The sequence below is a fragment of the Caballeronia sp. DA-9 genome (assembly GCF_051615025.1).
Classification (GTDB): Bacteria; Pseudomonadota; Gammaproteobacteria; order Burkholderiales; family Burkholderiaceae; genus Caballeronia; species Caballeronia sordidicola.
Genome location: NZ_CP195133.1, coordinates 3,180,380 through 3,203,031, shown reverse-complemented (window position 1 = coordinate 3,203,031; position 22,652 = coordinate 3,180,380). Strand labels below are relative to the sequence as shown.

The window sequence follows — 22,652 nt, the reverse complement described above, 5'->3', positions numbered from 1 at the left end:
AAGAACATGGCCCCTGCGATGAAAAACGAGTTGCAGCATCGCACGGTGCTGCTGGATGAAGCGGTCAATGCGCTGATTACGCGCGTGGACGGTACTTATATAGACGGAACGTTTGGGCGCGGCGGTCATAGCCGTCTCGTCCTGACGAAACTGGGCGAAGCCGGCCGGCTGATTGCCTTCGACAAAGACCCGCTGGCCATCGCCACGGCAGAACAGATTCAGGATTCGCGGTTTTCGATCGTGCATGAGAGTTTTGCCTCGTTAGCCGATGCCGCTGCCGAGCGAGGCGTTGGGAAGGTGTCGGGCGTGTTGCTGGATCTGGGTGTGTCGTCGCCGCAAGTGGACGATCCGGATCGCGGCTTCAGTTTCAGGGCCGACGGCCCGCTCGACATGCGGATGGACCCGAGCCGCGGCGAATCTGCCGCGCAATGGCTGGCGCGGGCAACGGTGCAGGAATTGACGGAGGTGATCAGAGATTATGGGGAAGAACGGTTTGCTTTTCAGATTGCAAAGGCGCTTGTTGCTCGCCGGGCAGAGTCCGATCGTCTTGGGCCTCTCGTCACCACGGGCGAGCTTGCCCAAATCGTGGGTCATGTCGTCAAAACCCGTGAGAAGGGCAAGGATCCGGCAACCCGCACCTTTCAGGCTATACGGATTCACATCAATCAAGAGCTTGCGGAGCTGCAAGTAGTTCTGGACGCAGCATTGGCGTTGTTGGAGCAAGGGGGGCGCCTCGTCGTGATCAGCTTTCATTCGCTCGAGGACCGGATCGTCAAGCGTTTCATGCAGGCCCACGCAAGCGGGCCTGCGATCGATCGCCGCCTGCCCATTCGCGCCGCCGACATTCCCGCGCCGCCGCTCAAGCTGCTTGGCCGTGTATTCGCTTCCGAAGCCGAAGTCGCGGCAAACCCGCGTGCGCGTTCCGCAGTCATGCGGATTGCCGAGCGTGTCACTGAGCAGACGGCGCCATGAACCGTCTGAATATCTTCCTGCTGATTGTCGTGCTTGGCTGCGCATTGTCGGCGGTGAGCGCGTCGAACAAGCAGCGGCAGATTTTCATCAATGTGCAGCGGGCGCAGTCGCAAGAGCGCCAGTTGCAGCAGGATTTTTCGCAGCTTCAATATCAGCAAAGCGCGTTGTCCAAAACCTCGCGCATCGAGCAGTTGGCTACTACGTCTCTCAAGATGCAGCCCGTCACGACCGGCCGCACCCAATATCTGAACTATGACCCGGCGACATCGAAGGCAACGGACGCGCCGTTGCCCGCGGCGCTGCCGGCGTCGGCTCCTCCCGCACGCGGGGTGAAACGATGAAACCCGCGCCAAAGAAAAACAAGGGCGTCGCCTTCACGCCTAACCCCATTCTCTCCGTGCGCCTTCCCATGTGGCGCTCGAAGCTCGTCGTGTTCCTGTTGTTCATGGCGTTCGTCGCGCTTGCCGGGCGCGCGTTCTGGATCCAGGGTCCGGGCAATGCGTTCTTCAAGAAGCAAGGCGAAAGCCGCTACCAGCGCACGCTCGAATTGCCCGCCACGCGCGGCCAGATCAAGGACCGTAACGGCCTTGTGCTCGCGACCAGTCTGCCGGTGAAGGCAATCTGGGCGATTCCCGAAGCCGTTCCCGACGATCTTGGCGCGGACAAGCTCGGCCAGCTTTCAACGCTGCTCGACATGTCGCCGAAGGAACTGCGCTCGAAATTGTCGATGGACAAGACCTTCGTCTACGTGAAGCGCCAGGTGCCCATGGAAGTCGCGCAGAAAGTCGCGGCGCTGGACATTCCCGGCATTTACACGCGTGGCGAATACAAGCGCTTTTATCCAGAAGGCGAGATCACGGCGCATCTGATCGGCTTTACCAATATTGAAGACAAGGGCCAGGAAGGCGTGGAACTCGGCGACCAGGGCATTCTCGCCGGCACGCCGGGCATGCGCCGCGTGATCAAGGACCGGATGGGACACATCGTCGAGGACGTCGACGAACAAGTGGTGCCGCATAACGGCGAAGACGTGGATCTGTCGATCGACAGCAAGATTCAGTACATCGCTTATACGAACCTGAAGGCCGCCGTGGAGAAGTTCAAGGCGAAGGCCGGCGCAGCCATTGTGATCGACGTGCAGTCGGGCGAAGTGCTGGCGCTCGTGAATTATCCGACCTACAACCCGAACGACCGCTCGCGCATGACCGGCGAGCAGTTGCGCAACCGGATCATGACGGACACGTTCGAGCCGGGCTCGATCATGAAGCCGTTTACCGTGTCGCTCGCGCTCGATCTGCATCGCGTGACGCCGAATACGCTCGTTGAAACGGGCAATGGCCAGTTCGTGCTCGACGGCGCGCGCATTACCGACGACTCCGGTTTCGGCACGCTCACTGTGGGCGGCGTGATCCAGAAGTCGAGCAACATCGGTGCAACCAAGATTGCGATGCAGTTGAAGCCGGAAGAGATGTGGAACATGTACACGAGCATCGGGCTTGGGCAAGCGCCGAAGGTCGGATTCCCGGGTGCGGTGTCCGGACGTCTGCGCCCGTGGAAGAGCTGGCGCCGGATCGAACAGGCGACCATGTCGTATGGCTATGGTTTGTCGGCTTCGCTGTTCCAGTTGGCGCGCGCGTACACCGCAATCGCGCATGACGGACAGGTGTTGCCCGTTTCCATTTTCCGCACGCCGGGCGATGCAGCCGTAGCCGGCCCGCAAGTATTCGCGCCGACCACCGCGCGTGAAGTGCGGGCCATGCTCGAAACCGTGACGGCGAAGGGCGGCACGTCGCCGGATGCGGCCGTGCCGGGTTATCGCGTGGGCGGGAAGTCGGGTACGGCGTACAAGCACGCGGGCCGCGGCTACGATAAATCGAAGTATCGCGCGTCATTTGTCGGCATGGGGCCGATGCCGAATCCGCGCATCGTGGTGGCGGTTTCCGTCGACGAACCCACGGCCGGCAGTCACTTTGGTGGTCAGGTTTCGGGTCCGGTGTTTTCGGCAATCGTCGGGGATACATTGCGTTCGCTGAACGTTCCGCCGGACATGGCCGTGAAGCAGATGGTCGTTTCCGACGATCCCGCTTCGGGCACGCCGGCAACGGACATCAAGAAGCCGAACGCGACGAACACGAATCCACCGAAAAAGCTGAAGGTCTCGGCGAATACGAAGACGCACCTGGGAGTCGTTCGATGAGCGACTTGATCAGGCAACAGACGCAGATAGCGAAGGCGGTGGCCTGGTTGCGCGCGCACGCTGATGCCAGCGCACAACTGCACGCCGACTCGCGTTCGCTCAAACCCGGTGACGTGTTTTTTGCCTACGCCGTGGATGGCGCGGACAGCCGTCCGCATATTGATGCCGCTTTCGAGAAGGGCGCTGCCGCCGTGCTGTACCAGCCGGAAAACTTCTCGGGCAAGCCGGATGCATCGCGTTCGCTTGCCGTCAAGGCGTTGAACGAACTGGCGGGGCCGATTGCATCGGCGTGGTACGGCGAGCCGACCGAATCCATGCTCGTCGTGGGCGTGACCGGGACGAACGGCAAGACGTCGTGCAGCCAGTGGCTCGCAACGGCGCTGTCCGCGCTGGGTACGCCGACCGCCGTGATCGGCACGCTTGGCAGCGGCATGCCGGGCAAACTCGTGCACTCCGGTTTCACAACGCCCGACGCGCCGCAATTGCAACGTACCTTTGCGCAGTTCAAGGCAGAGGGCGCGAAGGGCGTCGCCATGGAAGTGTCGTCGCATGCGCTGCATCAGGGGCGCGCGAACGGCACGAAGTTCGACATCGCCATCTTCACGAATCTCACGCAGGATCACCTTGATTACCACGGCACGTTCGCCGCGTATGAGGGCGCGAAGGCGAAGCTGTTCGCGTGGCCAGCGCTGAAAGCGGCTGTCATCAATCGCGACGATGCAGCCGGTCAACGGATGATCGCCGCATGTCACGGCCGCACGCGAACGATTGCTTATGGGATTGAAGGCGCGTCGGACGTGACGAACGTAAAAGCCGATGCATCGCTGGTCGCGAGCCGCGTGCGCGCAACCACGACTGGCACCGCGTTCCATCTCGATTCCGATTGGGGCACGGCCGACGTGGAAGTCGCAACGCTCGGCGAGTTCAACGTGAGCAATCTGCTCGGCGTGCTTGGCGCATTGCTGGCGGCGCATGTTCCGCTCGACGCCGCGCTCGCCCAGATCGCGAAGCTGGAGCCGGTGAACGGCCGCATGCAGCGTCTTGGCGGGCGCTTGCAGAACGATGAGCCGCTCGTCGTGATCGACTATGCGCATACGCCGGACGCGCTCGAGAAAACGCTGGAAGCGCTGCGGCCAATCGCGCAAGCACGAGGCGGCCAACTGATCTGCATGTTCGGCTGCGGCGGCGATCGCGATGCAACCAAGCGTCCGCTGATGGGCGCGATCGCGGAGAAGAATTCGGATTATGTGGTGATCACGAGCGACAACCCGCGCAGCGAGGATCCGCTCGCGATCATCGATCAAATCGCGGCGGGCTTTCGGGACGCAACCAAGGCGCGCCGTATTGAAGACCGCGCGAGCGCGATCCTTCAGGCGATCCGCACGGCGGCGCGCGAGGACGTGGTTGTGCTGGCTGGAAAAGGCCACGAAGCCACGCAGGAAATCATGGGCAAGAAGCGCGCTTTCTCCGATCAGGATCATGCGCGCCTTGCCCTCGCCGCTCGCGCCACGCAGGCGCGCGGAGGTGGCGAATGACACTATTTACCTTGCGCGACGCAGCGCTTGAAATCCCGGGCGCAATCGTTCTTGGCGATGAAAACATCGCGTTCGATCGTGTCTCGACAGACAGCCGCACGGCGGGTCCGGGCGACCTGTTCATTGCGATCAAGGGTGACCGTTTCGATGCCCACGACTTCTTGCCGCAAGTCGCGCAACGTGGCGCGACCGCTGTGCTCGCTTCACATCTGCCCGCCAACTTTGCTGCGCCGGTCATCAAGGTAAAGGACACGCGCGTGGCGCTCGGTGCGCTCGCGCACGGCTGGCGCAAGCGCTTTACGATTCCGCTGATTGCGGTCACCGGCAGCAACGGCAAGACTACGGTCAAGGAAATGATCTCGTCGATCTTTGCAGCGGCGGTTGGCGAAAGCGCGCGGCTCGCGACGGCGGGAAATTTCAACAACGACATCGGCCTGCCGTTGACGCTGTTCCGTCTGAACGAATCCCACAAACTGGCTGTGATCGAACTCGGCATGAATCATCCGGGCGAAACTGAAACGCTCGGCAAGATTGCCGCGCCAACGGTCGCGGTCGTGAACAACGCGCAGCGCGAGCACCAGGAATTCATGGCGACGGTCGAAGCGGTTGCGCTGGAGCATGCGTCGGTGATTCATGCGCTTGGTGCCAGCGGAACCGCCGTGTTTCCCGCCGACGACAAATACGCCAGCATCTGGCGCGTCGCCGCGACGGGCAATCCGATCATGGATTTCGCGTTGCATACGGACGATTCGCAAGCGCAAGCAGCGGTCACCGGCAAGCTGGCCGGCGCGAAGCTGCACATCACGACGCCTGCGGGTGAAACTGAAGTCGCCTTGCAAGTCCTTGGCGATCACAACGCACGTAACGCGCTGGCTGCAACAGCGGCGGCGCTCGCCGCGAACGTCTCACTCGATGCCATCAAGCGTGGACTCGAAGCTTTCGAGCCCGTGAAAGGCCGTTTGCAAGTGAAGCGCGCGGCGGTGAAGCCGATTGAAGGCGCCACCATTATTGACGACACCTACAACTCGAATCCTGACTCCATGCGCGCGGCCGTCGACGTGCTTGCTTCGCAGGCTTCGCCGCGTGTGCTCGTGATGGGCGACATGGGCGAAGTGGGCGATCAGGGTCCGGCGTTTCATCGTGAAGTGGGTGCGTATGCGGCGCAACAGGGAATCGATGCGCTCTTCGCACTCGGCGACGCAAGTATCGACGCCGCGAAAGCCTTCGGTCCCACAGCCACGCATTTCACCAATATCACCTCACTCATTGCAGCACTCACCGGCGCGGGCTTCGGACCCGGCGCCACGTTTCTCGTGAAAGGCTCGCGCTTCATGCAGATGGAGCGCGTGGTGGACGCCGTGACGAGTCCACACCAACCCGCAGCGGGCGTTACGCCTGCTGCGCACTGAAGAAGAAGGACCAGCATGCTACTCGCACTCGCGCAATGGCTTCAGAATGACGCCAGTTTTCTGCGCGTGTTTACCTACCTCACGTTTCGCGCAGTCGGCGCGACGATCACGGCGTTGTTCGTCGGACTCGTTTGCGGCCCGTGGGTGATTCGCAAACTGACGCAGTTGAAAGTGGGACAGGCCGTGCGCACGAACGGCCCGCAAACGCATCTGGTCAAATCCGGCACGCCGACCATGGGCGGCGTGCTGATTCTGTTGGGAATCGCGTTTTCCACGTTGCTGTGGGCCGATCTCGCCAATCGCTTTGTCTGGATTGTGATGCTCGTCACGTTCGGTTACGGCGTGATCGGCTGGGTCGACGATTACCGCAAGGTCGTGCACAAGGACCCGCGCGGCATGTCGTCGCGTGAAAAGTATTTCTGGCAATCGGCGATTGGATTGTTCGCCGCCGTGTATCTTGCGTTCAGTGTTTCGGAAGCGAACAACGCGCGCGTGTTCGACCTCTTCATGGCGTGGGTGCGAAGCGGTTTGTCGATGGGCTTGCCCGCGCGCGCCGACCTGATGCTGCCGTTTCTCAAATCAATCAGCTATCCGCTCGGCACGTGGGGCTTTATCGCGATGACGTATCTGGTGATCGTCGGGTCGAGCAATGCCGTGAATCTCACCGATGGCCTCGACGGTCTCGTGATCATGCCGGTGGTTCTGGTTGGCGCGTCGCTTGGTGCATTCGCCTATGTGATGGGCAGTTCCGTGTATTCGAAATACCTGCTGTTTCCCCACATTCCGGGCGCCGGCGAACTGCTTATCTTTTGTTCCGCAATGGGCGGCGCCGGACTCGCGTTTCTCTGGTACAACACGCACCCCGCGCAGGTCTTCATGGGCGACGTCGGCGCGCTCGCGCTGGGCGGCGCGCTTGGCACCATCGCCGTGATCGTGCGGCAGGAAGTGGTGCTGTTCATCATGGGCGGCGTGTTCGTCGCGGAAACGCTGTCCGTGATGATGCAGGTGACCTATTTCAAGTACACGAAAAAACGCTTCGGCGAAGGGCGGCGTATCTTCAAGATGGCGCCGCTGCATCACCATTTCGAGTTGTCGGGATGGAAGGAAACGCAGGTTGTCGTGCGCTTCTGGATCATCACGCTGATGTTGTGCCTGTTTGGTTTGTCGACGCTCAAGTTGCGTTGATCTTTAGTTGTTCAGGGAAAAGGTAAAGCGATGTTTGGCGAGAAGTTCTTCGATCGGCCGAGTCCGATGGTGCTTGTGCTGGGGCTCGGTGAATCCGGCCTCGCGATGACGCGCTGGTGCGCGCGTCATGGGTGCCGTCTGCGCGTGGCCGATACCCGCGCCACGCCGCCGAACCTGTCGGAGCTCGCCGTGCATGGCATCGATGCGGAATTTGTCGGCGGTGAATTCACGCCGGCGCTGCTCGATGGCGGTATCGAAATTGTTGCAATCAGCCCGGGACTGTCGCCTCTGGCTGATGATTTGAGGCCGCTCCTCGACGCCGCGCGGGAACGCGGCGTCCCGGTATGGGGCGAGCTGGAATTGTTCGCGCAAGCGTTGAAGTCGCTTGGCGCGAACGGCTACATGCCGAAGGTGATCGCCATTACGGGCACCAACGGCAAGACCACGACGACCGCCATGACCGGGTTGTTGTGCGAGCGTGCCGGCAAGACCGTGGCGGTGGCGGGAAACATCAGCCCGGCCATGCTGGACAAGCTCAGCGAAGCAATCGACAACACCGCGCTGCCCGATGTCTGGGTGCTGGAGCTGTCGAGTTTTCAGCTTGAGACGGCACACTCGTTCGCACCGGACGCTGCTGCCGTGCTGAATATCACGCAGGACCATCTGGACTGGCACGGCGGGCTCGACGCCTACGCTGCGGCGAAGGGCCGCATCTTCGGCGAAAAGACGGTGCGCGTGCTGAATCGTGACGATGCCAGAACCATGAAGCTGGTATCGGGAAATCCGGCGGCGAACGTGACGTTCGGGCTCGACGAACCCGCGCGCCTTGGCGACTACGGTTTGCTGCGCGAGAACGGTATCGCGTGGCTCGCGCAAGGCCACGACCGCGATCTCAGCGATGAACCCGCGCCCACGCGCCGTCGTAAAAGCGAAGTCGCGGCCGAGCCGAACGTGTATTCAAAGCGCCTGATGCCCGTGGACGCGCTGCGCGTTCGCGGTTTGCACAACGCGGCAAATGCGCTGGCTGCCCTGGCGCTGGCGCGTGCGGTGGATTTGCCTTTGGCGTCGCTGCTGCATGGCTTGCGGGAATACAAGGGCGAGCCGCATCGCGTGGAAGTGATCGGGCAGATCGACGGCGTCGATTTCGTCGATGACAGCAAAGGCACGAACGTTGGCGCGACCGTCGCGGCGCTGGACGGGCTGGCGCAAAAGTCCGTGCTGATTGCGGGCGGCGATGGCAAGGGCCAGGACTTTTCGCCACTCGAAGCGCCCGTTGCACGCTGGTGCCGTGCCGTCATGCTGATTGGCCGCGACGCGCCGCGTATTCGCGAAGTGCTCGCGGATACGAACGTGCCGCTGCACGACCACGAAACACTCGAAGCCGCGACGCAAGCGGCAGCGCTTCTGGCCCAACCCGGCGACGCCGTGTTGTTGTCGCCGGCTTGCGCGAGTTTCGACATGTTCAAGAACTACGCACATCGCGCGGATGTTTTCCGGCAAGCGGTGGCTGATATTGCGGCAGATCGGGGAGTGATGCTATGAGCTGGTCCGAACGTTTTGGCTCGAAGCTGACGGGACAACGCAACGCGGTTGCGAACGACAGCGCGTCCCTTGGCGGGCGCACGTCGCGGGTGGCGGGCGTGGGCGCGCTTGGCGGTATCGGTGCACGCGTGGCCGAGCGCGCAAGCGGCATTTCGAGCGCGGTCAACGGCGTGAAGCCGGCCCGCTCGCGCATGCTCGACTACGATTATTCGCTCTTGTGGGTGACCATTGCGTTGCTCGGGCTGGGCATTGTCATGGTGTATTCGGCTTCCATTGCCATGCCGGATTCGCCCAAGTACGCGCAATACCGCGATTACTTCTTCCTGGTGCGCCATCTTGTATCGATAGCGACCGCTGTTGTCGCGTCGATCATCGCGTTCAAGATTCCAGTTTCGACGTGGGACAAATACGCGGCGAAGTTTTTCCTGGCTTCGTTGTTCCTGCTCGTGATCGTGCTGATTCCGCATATTGGCAAGGGCGTGAACGGGGCGCGCCGCTGGATTCCGCTCGGCATCACGAACATGCAGCCATCGGAAATCATGAAGCTCGCCGTGACCATCTACGCGGCGAACTACACCGTGCGCAAGCAGGAGTTCATGCATAGCATCGGCCGCGGCTTCCTGCCGATGGCGGTTGCGGTCGGCTTCGTCGGCGCCTTGTTGCTGCTCGAACCGGACATGGGCGCGTTCATGGTGATCGCGTGCATTGCAATGGGCGTGCTGTTCCTCGGCGGCGTGAACGCCAAGCTGTTCGGCGGACTGGTCGCGACTGCGGTCGGCACGTTCGCTTTGCTCGTGTGGGCGTCGCCATGGCGTCGTGAACGGATCTTCGCGTATCTCGATCCGTGGGACGACCGCTATGCGCAGGGCAAGGCGTATCAGTTGACGCACTCGCTGATCGCGTTCGGCCGCGGCGAATGGTTTGGCGTTGGTTTGGGCGGCAGCGTCGAGAAGCTCAACTATCTTCCTGAAGCGCATACCGACTTCATCCTCGCGGTGATTGGCGAAGAGCTTGGGTTCGTTGGCGTGATCGTCGTAATCCTGCTGTTCTACTGGATCGTGCGCCGCGCGTTCGAAATTGGACGTCAGGCACTCGCGCTCGATCGCACGTTTGCCGGTTTGATGGCGAAGGGAATCGGCTTGTGGTTCGGTGCGCAGACGTTCATCAACATGGGCGTGAATCTCGGACTTCTGCCGACCAAAGGTCTGACGTTACCGCTCGTGAGCTACGGCGGCTCCGGCATCCTGCTGAACTGCATCGCGCTCGCGGTACTGATGCGCGTGGACTACGAAAATCGCGTGTTGATGCGGGGAGGCAAGGTATGACGGCACCGGCGTCAACTCGCGCAGGCACGCTGATGGTGATGGCCGGCGGCACCGGGGGGCATGTGTTCCCGGGGCTTGCGGTCGCTCACTGGATGCAGGCGCGCGGCTGGCGTGTGGTGTGGCTCGGCAACGCGGCGGGCATGGAGGCAACGCTCGTGCCAAAGCACGGCATTGCGATGGAATACGTGCGCTTCGGCGGCGTGCGCGGCAAAGGTCTCCAGACGAAGTTGATGCTGCCGGTGAACCTGCTGCGCGCCTGCTCGCAGAGCCTGCGCGCGCTGCGCACGGTGAAGCCTGACGTTGTGCTCGGCATGGGCGGATACATCACGTTCCCGGCAGGTTTGATGTCGAAGCTGAGCGGTACGCCGCTCGTGCTGCATGAACAGAATTCCATCGCGGGACTTGCGAACAAGGTGCTCGCGCACATTGCCAAGCGCGTGCTGGTCGCGTTCCCGAACGCGCTGCCGAACGCCGAATGGACCGGAAATCCAATTCGTGCGGAACTTGCTGAGACTCTGTCACCCAAAGAACGCTACGCCGCGCGTAATTCGGATTTGAAAGCGCGTCTCAATGTTCTGGTCGTCGGGGGAAGCCTGGGTGCAGCCGCTTTGAATGAAACCGTACCAAAAGCGCTTGCGCTGCTCGATCCGGCCACGCGTCCTCACGTCGTGCATCAGGCGGGCGCGAAGCATATCGATGCATTGAAGGCGAACTACGCGGCAGCGGGCTTGACCTCGGAAGAAGACGTGCAACTGGTTGCGTTTATCGACGATATGGCGAGCGCGTATGCCCGCGCCGATCTCGTGATCTGCCGCTCGGGCGCGATGACCGTATCGGAAATCGCGGCGGTTGGCGTGGCGGCGTTGTTCGTGCCGTTCCCCTTCGCCGTCGATGACCACCAGACAACCAACGCCGCGTTCCTCGCCAACGAGGGCGCGGCTCACTTGATACAACAGCGCGATTTGTCGGCGGAAAAGCTTGCCGGCTGGTTGCGCGAGCAGACCCGCGAGACGCTCAGCCAGATGGCGCAGAAAGCACGCGCGCTGGCGAAGCCCGACGCAACCGAACGCGTTGGCCGGGTCTGCGCCGATGTAGCCGGCTTGAGCGCGCTGATGCAAGCGCCGAAGGAAATCCAGCCATGAAACATATCGTCAAACACATTCATTTCGTCGGCATCGGCGGCGCGGGAATGAGCGGCATTGCCGAGGTGCTGCTCAACCTCGGTTATCAGGTCAGCGGCTCGGACCTGTCGAGCAATGCGGTGACCGACCGGTTGAGCACGCTGGGCGCGCGCGTGGCGATTGGGCATCGTGAAGAAAATATCGATGGCGCGAACGCCGTGGTCGTGTCGACCGCCGTTCGCTCCGATAACCCCGAAGTGCTCGCGGCGCGGCATCGCCGGATTCCGATCGTGCCGCGCGCCGTGATGCTCGCCGAACTGATGCGGCTCAAGCAGGGCATTGCGATTGCAGGCACGCACGGCAAGACCACGACCACGTCGCTGGTCGCAAGCGTGCTGGCGGCGGGTGGCCTTGATCCGACCTTCGTGATCGGTGGCCGCCTGATTAGCGCGGGCGCGAATGCGCGGCTGGGTACGGGCGATTTCATCGTGGCTGAAGCCGACGAATCGGACGCGTCGTTCCTCAATCTTTTCCCGGTGATCGAAGTCATCACGAATATCGATGCCGATCATATGGATACATACGGCCACGACTTCGCGCGGCTGAAGCAGGCGTTTATCGAGTTCACGCACCGGCTGCCGTTCTACGGGATCGCGGTGCTGTGCGTGGACGATCCGAACGTGCGCGAAATCCTGCCGTTTGTCTCGAAGCCGATCATTCGATATGGCCTCGGCGCCGAAGCGCAAGTGCGCGCGGTGAACGTTGAAGCACGCGACGGCAAGATGCATTTCACGACGTTGCGCGAAGACGCGACGCCCTTGGACATCGTGTTGAATCTGCCCGGCACGCACAACGTGCAGAACGCGTTGGCCGCCATTGCAATTGCGACTGAACTTGAAGTCGCCGATGCCGATATCCAGAGGGCATTGCAGGAGTTTACAGGCGTGGGCCGGCGCTTCCAGCGCTATGGCGAAGTGAAGGTCAAGTCGTCGGAAGGCGGCGCGTACACATTGATCGATGACTACGGTCATCACCCGGTCGAGATGGCCGCAACGGTTGCAGCCGCGCGCGGCGCGTTCCCTGATCGACGCCTCGTGCTCGCCTTCCAGCCGCATCGCTTCACGCGCACGCGCGATTGCTTCGAGGATTTCGTGCGCGTGTTGTCGACCGTCGATGCGCTCGTGCTCACCGAAGTGTACGCAGCAGGCGAAGCGCCGATCGTCGCCGCCGATGGCCGCGCGCTCGCCCGCGCCATTCGCGTCGCGGGAAAAGTGGAACCGGTGTTCGTGGATACCGTGGATGAGATGCCGGACGCGATTGCCACGCTGGCACGCAACGGCGACGTAGTGATAACGATGGGCGCGGGTTCTATCGGCGGCGTGTGCGGCCGTTTGACCGCGCAAGTTCAGGATTCGAAGGTTTTGAAATGACAAGTAACGTGAGCACGACCGCAATCGACCCGAAGGCGTTTGGCAAAGTCGCCGTGCTGCTTGGCGGGGAAACGGCCGAGCGCGAGGTATCGCTGAATTCGGGGCGTCTCGTGCTGCAGGGATTGCGCGATGCGGGCATCGACGCACATCCGTTCGATCCAGCCGAGCGGCCGCTCGCCGAATTGAAGTCGGATGGTTTTGCGCGTGTGTTTATTGCGCTGCATGGCGGTTATGGCGAGAACGGCCAGTTGCAGGGCGCGCTCGATTTCTACGGCATCAAATACACGGGCAGCGGCGTGCTGGGCTCGGCGCTCGGCCTCGATAAATTCCGCACCAAGCTCGTGTGGCAGCAAACGGGCGTGCCCACGCCGCCGTTCGAAGTCGTGATGCGCGGCGACGACTACGAAGCCGCGGCGCAAAGAAGCATTGCGAAGCTCGGCCTGCCGCTTTTCGTGAAGCCGGCGAGCGAAGGTTCGAGCGTTGCCGTGATCAAGGTGAAGAGCGCGGAAACGCTGGTGCCGGCGCTGATTGAAGCGGCGAAGTTCGACAAGATCGTGCTGGTCGAAAAAAGCATTGAAGGCGGCGGCGAATACACGTGCTGTATCGCGGGCGACCTGGACCTGCCGATCATCAAGATCGTGCCGGCCGGCGAGTTCTACGACTACAACGCGAAGTACATCGCCGACGACACGCAGTACCCGATTCCCTGCGGCCTGACTCCCGCCGACGAAGCGCGCATGAAACAGCTTTCACGCCGCGCTTTCGATGTGCTCGGCTGCACGGATTGGGGCCGCGCCGACTTCATGATGGACGGCGACGGCAATCCGTATTTCCTTGAAGTGAACACGGCGCCGGGCATGACCGACCACTCGCTGCCGCCGAAAGCGGCGCGCGCGGTCGGGATCAGCTACACGGAACTGGTGGTGAAGGTGTTGTCGCTGACATTGCGGGATTGAGACGGAACCGAGACGTACAGAACATGTGGAATAACGCTCGCCAGATGAACTTCACGGCTAACGCACTGCACGTATTGCTCGTGTTCGTGTTGCTCGGTGCCGCCGGTTACTGGGCGATCCAGCGGCCCGAGTTTCGTCTGCGCGAAATCCAGATCGACGGCGACACGCTGCACATCAATTCGCCGACCGTGAGGGCAAGCGTGGTCGGGCATTTGAAGGGCAACTTCTTCACCGTGGATCTGGACGCAGCGCGCGCCGCGTTCGAACAAATGCCGTGGGTGCGTCACGCGAGCGTGCGTCGCGTGTGGCCGAATGCGCTGGCGGTGACGCTGGAAGAATTCAAGCCGCTCGGTACGTGGGGCACCGATCAACTGGTGAGCGTGGACGGCGATCTGTTCACGGCGAACCAGGGCGAACTCGACGACGACCTGCCCGCGTTCGAAGGGCCGGATGGATCGGCGAAGGAAGTGGTCGCGCGGTATCACGATTTCAAGAAGTGGTTTGCGCCGCTCGACGCGCATCCGGAAGAAGTCATCTTGTCGCCGCGATATGCGTGGACAGTGAAGCTTTCCAACGGCACGCAGATCGAATTGGGGCGCGAGCGCAATCAGGACACGTTGTTCGATCGCAGCAAACGCTTCGTGGCTGCGTGGACGTCGGTGACGGGGCGGTGGGGAAATGACATCGAGTACGCGGATTTGCGCTATCCGAACGGCTTCGCAATCAAGGCCGCCGGCATGCGCTTCATCAGCGACACCGACAAAGCGAAGAAGTAAGGGACATCACAGGCAATGAGCACGCTATGAGCAAAGACTACAAAGACTTGCTGGTCGCCCTCGACATCGGGACGTCGAAGGTGGTGGCGATCGTCGCCGAGTTGAAGGGCGAAGGCCACTACGAGGTGATCGGGCTCGGACAGAGCGACTCGAAGGGATTGAAGAAGGGCGTTGTCGTCAACATCGAGGCGACGGTCCAGTCAATCCAGCGCGCGCTCGAGGAAGCCGAATTGATGGCCGACTGCAAGATCACGAATGTATTTACCGGCATTGCCGGCAGCCACATTCGCAGCTTCAATTCGAGCGGCATGGTCGCGATCAAGGACAAGGAAGTCACGCAGACCGATGTGGCGCGCGTGATCGAAACGGCCAAGGCGATCAACATCCCGACCGATCAGCAAGTGCTGCATATCCTCACGCAGGAATTCATCATCGACGGTCAGGAAGATGTGCGCGAGCCGATCGGCATGAGCGGCATCCGGCTGGAAGTGAAGGTGCATATCGTGACGGGCGCGGTGAGCGCGGCGCAGAACATTGTGAAGTGCGTGCGCCGCTGCGGGCTCGAAGTGAACGACCTGATCCTGCAGCCGCTGGCTTCGTCGCTCGCGGTGCTGACGGAAGACGAAAAGGAACTCGGCGTGGTGCTGGTCGATATCGGCGGCGGCACCACGGATATCGCGATTTTCAGCGAAGGCGCGATTCGTCATACGGCGGTGATTCCCATCGCCGGCGACCAGATCACAAGCGACGTGGCCATGGCCTTGCGCACGCCGACGCCCGATGCAGAAGATATCAAGGTGAGCTACGGGATCGCGAAGCAGGCGCTGGCCGATCCCGACGAAATGATCGAAGTGCCGGGACTCGGCGAGCGTGGTCCGCGCACGTTGTCGCGCCAGGCGCTGGCCGCGGTCGTGGAGCCGCGCGTGGAAGAGCTCTTCTCGCTCGTGCAGCAAGTGGTGCGCGAATCGGGTTACGAAGAATTGCTCAGCAGCGGCGTGGTGCTGACCGGCGGCGCGTCGATGATGCCCGGCATGGTCGAACTCGGCGAAGACATTTTCCTCAAGCCGGTGCGCATCGGCGTGCCGGAATACGCGGGCGGTCTCGCGGATGTGGTTCGCAATCCGCGTTATTCCACGGCGATGGGTTTGCTCGTCGAAGGCCGTTCGCAACGCATGCGCGGCCGCAAGGTCGCGGTGCAATCCGGATCGATGGGACAGGTTTTGGGACGCATGAAAGACTGGTTCCTTGGGAATTTCTAAATACGAATTCGCGCTGGTGCCGGCGGCTGGCGCGCGACAAGAGGTTGCCCGATCTCTTGCCGAATAACGCCGATTTTCATTCTTGACGGAGGCAATATGGATTTCGAAATGCTGGAAACGGAAACCAACGGAACGATCATCAAGGTCGTCGGTGTTGGTGGCGCAGGCGGTAATGCAGTTCAGCACATGATCAACCGCGGCGTGCAGGGCGTGGATTTCATCGTCATGAATACGGATGCGCAGGCGCTCGCGCGTTCGCGTGCTTCGTCGGTAATCCAGTTGGGCAACACGGGTCTGGGCGCTGGCGCCAAGCCGGACATGGGCCGCGCCGCCGCGGAAGATGCGCGCGAGCGTATCGCCGATGCACTGCGCGGCGCGCACATGGTGTTCATCACTGCGGGCATGGGTGGCGGCACGGGTACGGGTGCAGCGCCGGTCGTGGCTCAGATCGCGAAGGAAATGGGCATTCTCACCGTTGGTGTAGTCAGCAAGCCGTTCGAATTTGAAGGTGGCCGCCGCATGCGCGTGGCCGAAGCTGGATCGCAGCAACTGGAGGATCACGTCGACTCGCTGATCGTCGTTCTGAACGACAAGCTGTTCGAGGTGATGGGCGACGACGCCGAGATGGACAAGTGCTTCCAGTGCGCTGACGACGTATTGAACAACGCTGTTGCCGGTATCGCGGAAATCATCAACGTCGACGGGCTGGTCAACGTCGACTTCGAAGACGTGAAGACGGTGATGGGCGAGCAAGGCAAGGCAATGATGGGCACGGCGACGGTTGCCGGCGTCGATCGCGCGCGTCTTGCTGCGGAACAGGCGGTTGCAAGCCCGCTTCTCGAAGGCGTGGACCTGTCGGGCGCGCGTGGCGTGCTGGTGAATATCACGTCGAGCCGGTCGCTGCGTTTGTCGGAAACGCGTGAAGTGATGAACACGATCAAGTCGTACGCAGCGGAAGACGCGACCGTGATCTTCGGCGCGGTGTACGACGACGCCATGGGCGATGCATTGCGCGTGACGGTCGTGGCAACGGGCCTGGGCCGTGCTGCGAAGAAGCAACAGGCTGCACCGATGACCCTGCTGCGCACCGGCACGGACAATGCACCGATTGCACACGCACAGCACAGCTATGCGCCGCAGCAGTCGAACGGCACGGATTACGGCGCGCTGGATACGCCGGCGGTGTGGCGTTCGTCGCGTGAAACCGCGGCTTCGCATGTGCAGGCGCTGCAGGAAAAGGGTGTGGATACGTACGACATTCCGGCGTTTCTGCGCAAGCAAGCCGACTGATGCTTTAAAGCCTGGGCATACTGTTCCGATGTAAGCGCCCGCAGGCAAAAGTTTCAGGAAGAAGGGTTGTTCTGCGTTCGTTTCAGGCCGCGTCTTCGTGATGCTGGACTGTGGCGGCGTGACCGCTTCAATAACGTGCATCATCATCGTCTATATTTGGATGAGATCGACGCGTCAGGCGGTGGCAGGACAAGCGTCTCGTGTGATGAACAAGGTTTGAATCGCTGGCGTGTTCAGCACTGACTCAGGGAAAGGCCGATCAATGATCAAGACAGGTGAAACGCTGCCCGACGAACGCCTCTACGAATTTATCGACGTGGCGACGGAAGGCTGCGCCGTGGGACCCAACGGTTTCGCGGTGCGCGAGCGGACGGCGGGCAAGCGCGTGGTGATCTTCGGATTGCCGGGCGCGTTCACGCCCACCTGTTCCGCCAGGCACGTGCCGGGTTTTATCGAAAATGCGGAGAAACTGGCCGTGGCGGGTATCGATGAAATCTGGTGTGTCTCCGTCAACGACGCGTTCGTCATGAACGCGTGGGGACGCGATCTTCAAACCTCGGGCAAGGTGAAGATGATCGCCGACGGCAGCGCGCGTTTTACTCGAGCACTCGGCCTCGATCAGGATTTGTCGGAGCGTGGCATGGGAATTCGCTCCCAGCGCTATGCCATGGTGGTCGAAGACAGCGTGGTCAAGACGCTGAATGTCGAAGCACCCGGCAAGTTTGAAGTCAGCAGCGCTGAAAGCGTTCTGGCGACGCTGGGCTAATGATGTGTTTTAACAATGTTGTGCTGGCGGTTGATTGCCCGGCGTTTGTTGCATTGCCGCAACAGAAAATAACGCCATCGCGCGACCTCCGTAATCCCGCATAACAAAGTCGCAACAAAGCCGTAACACGGCGCCGATGCCCGGGAATGCCTCCATTCCGGGCATCGGCCCGACCCTATTTGCTTTCGCGTGAATTTGGTTTTCGCGTACCGGGCTTAAGCAGTAACGGGGAGAAACAAGTTGCAGTGCTCCCGCTCGGGACGACGCGAAGGGATTGGAGTATACTTCGTGCTATCGAATACAAATTCACGATTGATTCTCTCAATGGAGAGTCGCAATCGAAGCGAAAAAAATCATGTTGAAGCAGCGAACCATTAAAAGCATCGTCAAAACCGTCGGGATCGGCCTGCACTCCGGCCGCAAAGTGGATTTGACGCTTCGTCCCGCACCGGCGAATACCGGGATTGTTTTTGCGCGTATCGACTTGCCTGAGCCGGTCGATATTCCCGCATCCGCGTTGGCGATTGGCGACACGCGCCTGGCTTCTGTTCTGCAGAAAGACGGCGCGCGTGTTTCGACCATCGAGCATTTGATGTCGGCGTGCGCGGGCTTGGGTATCGACAATCTGTATGTCGATGTCACGGCCGAAGAAATTCCGATCATGGACGGCAGCGCTGCTTCATTCGTGTTTCTGATTCAATCGGCGGGTATTGAAGAACAGAACACGGCCAAGAAATTCATCAAGGTGACGAAGCCGGTTGAAATCCGCGACGGCGATAAATTCGCGCGTCTCGATCCGTATTTCGGCTTCAAACTGAAGTTCACCATCGATTTCCGCCACCCGGCAGTCGATAAAACCGGTCAGGCGCTGGAAGTCGATTTCGCCAATACCTCCTATGTGCGCGATATTGCACGCGCGCGGACATTTGGTTTTGCGCACGAAGTCGAAATGATGCGTGAACTCGGACTGGCGCGCGGCGGCAGCATGGATAACGCGATTGTCCTGGACGAATATCGCATTCTGAATAACGATGGTTTGCGTTATGAAGACGAGTTTGTAAAGCACAAGATGCTGGATGCAATCGGTGACCTTTATGTGGTTGGTCATCCGTTGCTGGCGTCTTATGCAGCATATAAAGGCGGTCACGCAATGAACAATATGTTGCTGCGTGAATTGCTGGCGCACGAAGACTCGTACGAGATCGTGACGTTTGAAGATAAGCAGGCGGCGCCTCGCGGCTTTGCTTTCGATACTCAAACGGCTTTCGCATAAAGCAGTTAAAGAATCAATACGAAGATGAGCGGTGGCCTTTGGGCGCCGCTCATTTTTTTTGTGCTTTTGCCTGATGGCGCGCGGCCAATTTCGCGAGCGCTTCTTTAAGCGGCGATGGTTCGAGGGTTTCAGCCAGTGTTTGAAGCGCGTTCGCGCCAGCTTCGGACATGCGTGCCTGTTTTGGCGGAATGACTTCTTTCATTGCTTGCGGACGCACGCGAATCTTTAAAGCATTGACCGCCCATCCGCGTTGTTGCAAATCGACTAAAAGACGTGGCTCGATATGCCGCAAACGCGCGGCCAGCGCATTATGTCCGGCGAATAGCGAAAGCACGCCATCCTTTATAAAGCCCGGTTCCACATTCGCGCCTAGATAATCCGGCAACAGCGCCATCAAATCCCGCTGGAGCGCCGTTATCTGCTCAACGCCCGCGCGCAACGCCAGAAATTCGCTGGTACGGCCCAGGACATCGGACAACGCCTGTGGTTTGCGTGGATCGAAACGCGGAGGCGGCCTTGAATTTGGCGGGAAACGGCTCATTGTTGTGTCTGCGGAGGCTTGGCGGCGATGCGAGGATTGTAACGCCGCGCCGCGTGCGGCAAGAGGGCGCGCCCGGCGTTTCAAAGCCTTTGAACGTAGCGCTAGTTGCTTTATCAGAAAAGATGCGGGCACAGGCTACAGCGGGGGCGCGTGCTAAAATCCCCGATTCGATTTCACCATGGACTGAAGCCGCCGAGGTTCCCCGGACTGGGGCGCACTCCGCGCGCTCCAAGCCGATACCGCGACGCAGACACTGATCCGATGACCACCGGTTTCCTCCAAAAGTTTTTTGGCAGTCGCAACCAGCGCCTAGTCAAGCAATACCAAAAGACCGTTGCGGCGATCAATGCTTTCGAGCCGACGATCGAGCAGTACACGGACAAGCAACTGCGCGCCAAGACCGAAGAATTCCGTCAGCGCGTGGCGAGCGGAGAGTCGCTCGACCGGTTGCTGCCCGAAGCGTTCGCGGTATGCCGCGAGGCGAGCAAGCGCGTGCTGAAAATGCGGCACTTCGACGTCCAGCTCATCGGCGGTATGGTGCTGCACTACGGCAAGATCGCGGAAATGCGCACGGGCGAGGGCAAGACGCTCGTCGCCACGCTGGCCGCGTATCTGAACGCGTTGTCCGGGCGCGGCGTGCACGTCGTGACGGTGAACGACTACCTCGCACAACGCGACGCCGAGTGGATGGGCAAGCTCTACAACTTCCTCGGGTTGTCGTGGGGCATCAACCTGTCGCAGATGGAACACGCGCAGAAGCAGGAAGCCTATGCCGCGGACATCACGTACGGCACGAACAACGAGTTCGGCTTCGACTACCTGCGCGACAACATGGTCTACGAGCCGCAGGCGCGCGTGCAGCGGCCGCTGAATTTTGCGGTCGTCGACGAAGTGGATTCGATTCTTATCGACGAAGCGCGTACGCCGCTGATCATTTCCGGCCAGGCCGAAGATCACACTGAACTCTACGTGCGCATGAATGCGCTGCCGCCGCTGCTCGAGCAGCAGATCGGCGAAGAGAAAGCGGACGGCTCGGGTGTCGAAAAACCGGGCGACTACACGCTCGACGAAAAAGCGCGTCAGGTTTTCCTGACCGAACAAGGTCACGAAAAAGCCGAGCGGCTTTTGGCCGAATGGGGTCTTATTGGCGAAGGCGAAAGCCTTTATGCGCCGCAGAACATCACGCTGATGCACCACGTGTATGCCGCGTTGCGCGCGCATACGCTGTTCTTCCGCGACCAGCATTATGTGGTTCAGGGCAATGAAGTCGTGATCGTCGACGAGTTTACGGGCCGCATGATGACCGGCCGCCGCTGGTCGGACGGCTTGCATCAGGCCGTGGAAGCGAAGGAACACGTCAAGATCCAGAACGAGAACCAGACGCTTGCGTCGATCACGTTCCAGAACTTCTTCCGCATGTATTCCAAGCTGTCCGGCATGACCGGAACGGCCGATACCGAAGCGTACGAATTCAACGAAATCTACGGCCTTGAAACCGTCGTGATTCCGACGAACCGGCCGCCGAAGCGTATCGACAAGCAGGATCAGATTTACAAGACCGCCAAGGAACGCTACGACGCCGTCACGCGCGATATCCGCGATTGCGTCGAACGCGGACAGCCGGTGCTGGTCGGCACGACTTCCATTGAAGCATCGGAACTGCTTTCTGGCCTGCTTACGCAAGCCGGGCTCAAGCACGAAGTGCTGAACGCCAAGCAGCATGCCCGCGAAGCCGCGATCGTGGCCGAGGCGGGACGTCCGAGCGCCGTGACCATTGCCACGAACATGGCCGGCCGCGGTACGGACATCGTGCTGGGTGGCAATGTAGAGAAACAGTCGTCGTTCATTCTCGCCGACGAATTGTTGTCGGACGACGAAAAACAACGCCGCATCAAGGCGCTGGAAGACGAATGGCAAGCGCTGCATGATCGCGTGAAGGCCGCGGGCGGATTGCATATTGTGGGTACGGAACGCCATGAATCGCGTCGTATCGACAACCAGTTGCGCGGCCGCGCCGGGCGTCAGGGCGATCCGGGTTCGTCGCGCTTCTATCTGTCGCTGGACGATCCACTGTTGCGCATTTTCGCCGGCGACCGCGTGCGCTCCATCATGGATCGGCTGAAGATGCCGGAAGGCGAGGCAATTGAGGCGGGCATCGTGACGCGTTCAATTGAATCGGCGCAGCGCAAGGTCGAAGCGCGTAACTTCGATATCCGCAAGCAATTGCTCGAATACGACGATGTATCGAACGATCAGCGCAAGGTGATTTATCAGCAGCGCAATGAACTGCTCGAAGCAACCGATGTTGCCGAGACGATCACCGCCATGCGCCAGAGCGTGATCACCGAAGTGACACGCACGTATGTGCCGGCCGGAAGCATTGAAGAGCAGTGGAGCGCGCCGGAGCTCGAAGAAGCGCTGCGTAACGACTGGTCGCTCGATCTCGCGGTTCAGGAGATGATCAACGAGTCGAATTCCATCGATGCCGACGAGATTCTCGAGGCCGTGGTCGCCGCCGCCGACGAAGCGTATGAAGCGAAGGTCGCGCTGGTCGGACGCGAATCGTTTAGCGCGTTCGAGCGTTCGATCATGCTACAGACGCTTGACAGCCGCTGGCGCGAGCACCTCGCCGCGCTCGATCATCTGCGTCAGGGCATTCATTTGCGCGGTTACGCGCAGAAAAACCCAAAGCAGGAATACAAGCGCGAAGCGTTCGAACTGTTCGCTGCCATGCTGGATTCGGTGAAGCAAGAGGTTACGCGCGTGGTGATGAACGTGCAGATCCAGTCGCCGGAACAGCTCGAAGAAGCGGCCGAGCAGTTCGAAGAGAAGGGCAGCCATCTGGAAAACGTGTCCTTCCAGCACGCCGACTTTGACGGCAGCAGCGCAGCCACAGCGGTCGCCGCCGACGCCACCACGCAAATGGTCAATCAGGCCATGGCCTACGGTGACGACACCACGGTAGCAACCCACGTTTCCACCGACGACGTTCCGAAGGTCGGCCGCAACGACCCGTGCCCGTGCGGCAGCGGCAAGAAGTACAAAAACTGTCACGGCAAGCTCGCATAATCGGCG

At 60.9% G+C, this 22,652-nt stretch carries 18 protein-coding genes; 17 read left to right on the top strand and 1 reads right to left on the bottom strand.

Features of this window, described 5'->3' with window-relative positions; all coding sequences use genetic code 11:
- Positions 1–6 precede the first annotated feature (6 nt).
- From rsmH to lpxC, 16 genes are all read left to right on the top strand, one after another.
- A complete protein-coding gene (rsmH, locus tag ACRWA7_RS30865) occupies positions 7–972 on the top strand; it encodes a 16S rRNA (cytosine(1402)-N(4))-methyltransferase RsmH (protein WP_438394438.1) in 966 nt (321 codons plus the stop codon).
- Positions 969–1,313 (top strand): cell division protein FtsL, encoded by a 345-nt coding sequence (gene ftsL, locus ACRWA7_RS30860; RefSeq protein WP_060858390.1) that lies wholly within the window; start codon positions 969–971, stop codon positions 1,311–1,313. The genes rsmH and ftsL overlap by 4 nt, the downstream gene beginning before the upstream one ends.
- Positions 1,310–3,169, top strand: coding sequence for a peptidoglycan D,D-transpeptidase FtsI family protein (locus ACRWA7_RS30855; RefSeq protein WP_438394436.1), 1,860 nt, complete (start codon positions 1,310–1,312; stop codon positions 3,167–3,169). Before ftsL ends, ACRWA7_RS30855 begins: the two co-directional genes overlap by 4 nt.
- Entirely contained in the window at positions 3,166–4,704 is a 1,539-nt protein-coding gene (locus tag ACRWA7_RS30850) for a UDP-N-acetylmuramoyl-L-alanyl-D-glutamate--2,6-diaminopimelate ligase (RefSeq protein ID WP_438394434.1), read from the top strand. The genes ACRWA7_RS30855 and ACRWA7_RS30850 overlap by 4 nt, the downstream gene beginning before the upstream one ends.
- The gene (locus tag ACRWA7_RS30845) at positions 4,701–6,113 is read left to right on the top strand and encodes a UDP-N-acetylmuramoyl-tripeptide--D-alanyl-D-alanine ligase (protein ID WP_438394433.1); all 1,413 of its coding nucleotides are present in this window, start codon (positions 4,701–4,703) and stop codon (positions 6,111–6,113) included. The genes ACRWA7_RS30850 and ACRWA7_RS30845 overlap by 4 nt, the downstream gene beginning before the upstream one ends.
- Positions 6,114–6,128: 15 nt before the next feature.
- A complete protein-coding gene (gene mraY / locus ACRWA7_RS30840; protein WP_056354651.1) occupies positions 6,129–7,298 on the top strand; it encodes a phospho-N-acetylmuramoyl-pentapeptide-transferase in 1,170 nt (389 codons plus the stop codon).
- 30 nt (positions 7,299–7,328) lie between these two features.
- Complete coding sequence (murD, locus tag ACRWA7_RS30835) at positions 7,329–8,840, top strand: UDP-N-acetylmuramoyl-L-alanine--D-glutamate ligase (RefSeq protein WP_438394430.1); 1,512 nt, start codon at positions 7,329–7,331, stop codon at positions 8,838–8,840.
- Complete coding sequence (gene ftsW / locus ACRWA7_RS30830; RefSeq protein ID WP_060858385.1) at positions 8,837–10,165, top strand: putative lipid II flippase FtsW; 1,329 nt, start codon at positions 8,837–8,839, stop codon at positions 10,163–10,165. Before murD ends, ftsW begins: the two co-directional genes overlap by 4 nt.
- Positions 10,162–11,307 (top strand): undecaprenyldiphospho-muramoylpentapeptide beta-N-acetylglucosaminyltransferase, encoded by a 1,146-nt coding sequence (gene murG / locus ACRWA7_RS30825; RefSeq protein WP_438394428.1) that lies wholly within the window; start codon positions 10,162–10,164, stop codon positions 11,305–11,307. Before ftsW ends, murG begins: the two co-directional genes overlap by 4 nt.
- Positions 11,304–12,716 carry a UDP-N-acetylmuramate--L-alanine ligase gene (gene murC, locus ACRWA7_RS30820; RefSeq protein WP_438394426.1) on the top strand — a complete coding sequence of 471 codons (1,413 nt, stop codon included), beginning with the start codon at positions 11,304–11,306 and terminating at the stop codon, positions 12,714–12,716. The genes murG and murC overlap by 4 nt, the downstream gene beginning before the upstream one ends.
- A gap of 8 nt (positions 12,717–12,724) precedes the next feature.
- A complete protein-coding gene (locus tag ACRWA7_RS30815) occupies positions 12,725–13,672 on the top strand; it encodes a D-alanine--D-alanine ligase (RefSeq protein ID WP_374728650.1) in 948 nt (315 codons plus the stop codon).
- 23 nt (positions 13,673–13,695) lie between these two features.
- The gene (locus ACRWA7_RS30810; RefSeq protein ID WP_438394424.1) at positions 13,696–14,448 is read left to right on the top strand and encodes a cell division protein FtsQ/DivIB; all 753 of its coding nucleotides are present in this window, start codon (positions 13,696–13,698) and stop codon (positions 14,446–14,448) included.
- 26 nt (positions 14,449–14,474) lie between these two features.
- A complete protein-coding gene (gene ftsA, locus ACRWA7_RS30805) occupies positions 14,475–15,707 on the top strand; it encodes a cell division protein FtsA (RefSeq protein ID WP_031360698.1) in 1,233 nt (410 codons plus the stop codon).
- A gap of 96 nt (positions 15,708–15,803) precedes the next feature.
- Entirely contained in the window at positions 15,804–16,997 is a 1,194-nt protein-coding gene (gene ftsZ / locus ACRWA7_RS30800) for a cell division protein FtsZ (RefSeq protein ID WP_060858380.1), read from the top strand.
- A gap of 262 nt (positions 16,998–17,259) precedes the next feature.
- Entirely contained in the window at positions 17,260–17,763 is a 504-nt protein-coding gene (locus ACRWA7_RS30795; protein ID WP_438394421.1) for a peroxiredoxin, read from the top strand.
- A gap of 355 nt (positions 17,764–18,118) precedes the next feature.
- A complete protein-coding gene (gene lpxC, locus ACRWA7_RS30790; protein WP_060858378.1) occupies positions 18,119–19,036 on the top strand; it encodes a UDP-3-O-acyl-N-acetylglucosamine deacetylase in 918 nt (305 codons plus the stop codon).
- Positions 19,037–19,085: 49 nt separating this feature from the next.
- Here lpxC and ACRWA7_RS30785 read toward each other — a convergent pair whose 3' ends face one another.
- Positions 19,086–19,577 carry a DciA family protein gene (locus ACRWA7_RS30785; RefSeq protein ID WP_438394418.1) on the bottom strand — a complete coding sequence of 164 codons (492 nt, stop codon included), beginning with the start codon at positions 19,575–19,577 and terminating at the stop codon, positions 19,086–19,088.
- Between the two features lie 261 nt (positions 19,578–19,838).
- Between ACRWA7_RS30785 and secA the strand changes: the two genes are divergently transcribed.
- Positions 19,839–22,646, top strand: coding sequence for a preprotein translocase subunit SecA (gene secA, locus ACRWA7_RS30780; protein WP_060858376.1), 2,808 nt, complete (start codon positions 19,839–19,841; stop codon positions 22,644–22,646).
- Positions 22,647–22,652: the final 6 nt, after the last annotated feature.